The organism is Pseudoalteromonas sp. SR45-5 (assembly GCF_014163565.1).
Taxonomy (GTDB): Bacteria; Pseudomonadota; Gammaproteobacteria; order Enterobacterales; family Alteromonadaceae; genus Pseudoalteromonas; species Pseudoalteromonas distincta.
The window spans coordinates 1-1,543 of record NZ_JACJDN010000795.1; the positions used below are offsets into that span (position 1 = coordinate 1).

1 pseudogene is annotated in these 1,543 nt (G+C 39.1%); it reads right to left on the reverse strand.

Annotated features, from left to right (window positions below):
* A pseudogene (locus H5072_RS19115) lies at positions 1-1,429 on the reverse strand (S9 family peptidase); the annotation flags it as partial.
* Positions 1,430-1,543: the final 114 nt, after the last annotated feature.

Here is a 1,543-nt window from a genome sequence, read left to right on the forward strand (position 1 = left end):
GTGTTACTTTATTATTTTTTAAATCTTTTAACTGTATTTGGCTATCGCTAAAATAAGCTGCAAACTCACCATTAGGGGCAAGGCTCGGTCTAAACGGGTAGTTACTTATAATTGGAGTTTGTTTACCGGTGTGTATATTTACTGCAAAGTAATCAGCAAAAAAACCGCCGTACATTATTTTTTCTAGGTAGGGGATGTTAGATGAGCCAAGTAAAGACACATCTCGCTGAGGGTTTAGTGCAACCTCGGGCATGTTTGGTGTACTAAGTTGCGCAACTTTTTGCGAGTTAACGTGATACACCGCACTGTAATGGCGATTTTTATTAACTTCGTTCCATTGATGCTCTTCACGTGGTTTTATTTGCGCATCGTTGTTGTGCCATACATTAAGACCTTTATGCTCACGTATGGTATCAAAGTCGTACAGTGAGGCTTCGTCGGTATATTCTTTAGTTTTTACTTTAGCTGCTAATTTAGGATGGTTTTCAAAATATAAGCGCTCGCCATTTTCTGACCATTCAAGGGTGGCTGTTTTCCCTAACGTCCATGCTTTATTAGGTGAATCTATAGTTGAGAGCTTCTCGTTTTTATATAGCTGTAAAGTGTAGCTTCGGCGGCGCGTGTCATCATTTACATAGTTACCCAATGTAAACGCTGCAATATTGTCAGTGGGGTGCCACGCTATTTTATTTGCGATTACGCCCGGTTCATCAATTAATACGCTGCTATTAAAGTCACTGAGCTCAATTAACGCTATTTGGTTGTTATTACCATCGCTGTAACTTTGACTCACTAATAGCTGGCTGTTAGCTGAGTTAATAGCGTAGCTAAATACGTTTTCTATTGTATGAGTGCGTTTATCAGATAAATTTACGATAACAAGCGCATAGCTCTTATCTTTTTTATCGGGCGTGATAGCGTTGTCTTCTTCGTTTTTAGTGCTATCGGTTTTATCTTCTACTTTTGCGTCATCGTCTTTTTTATTTAAACGATAAGCAAGCCACATACCGTCATCAGATAACGTGTAATCTTTTACATTAGCAAAGCTTTGTTGGGCACCTGATTGTGTGTTTACGAGTACCAGATTGTTTTTAAGTGTGTCTTTTTTTTTGGTTGTTTCTTTTTCAAGTAAGGTAGGTACTTGTGTAAAGGCGACCCAGTTAGCGGCTTTATTAATATGAGGCTTAGTGCCGCGTTCTACTTCTGCGATGAGTGTATTGCTTTGTAGTGAGTAAACTTGACCAGTTGCATTTCCACGATACGGCGTTGCACTAAAAGTGAGTACTTGACCATTGTCAGATAGTTGTGTGCTTTTAGCTGATTTAAAACTAAATACGTCTTTAAATTGTAGCGATTCTTTGGCGTGTATGCCGGTGCTAGTTAAGCTGGCAACGAGTGCCGTGCTTAATAAGGTGAGTTTTGTTTTCATTATTGATTCTCGTATTATGACATTGTTTCATTGTAACGAGTTTGGTTCATAATTCGAGCGGATCAGATAAATGGCAGCTACATACGACAAAACGACCCGCAGGTCGTTTTTTAG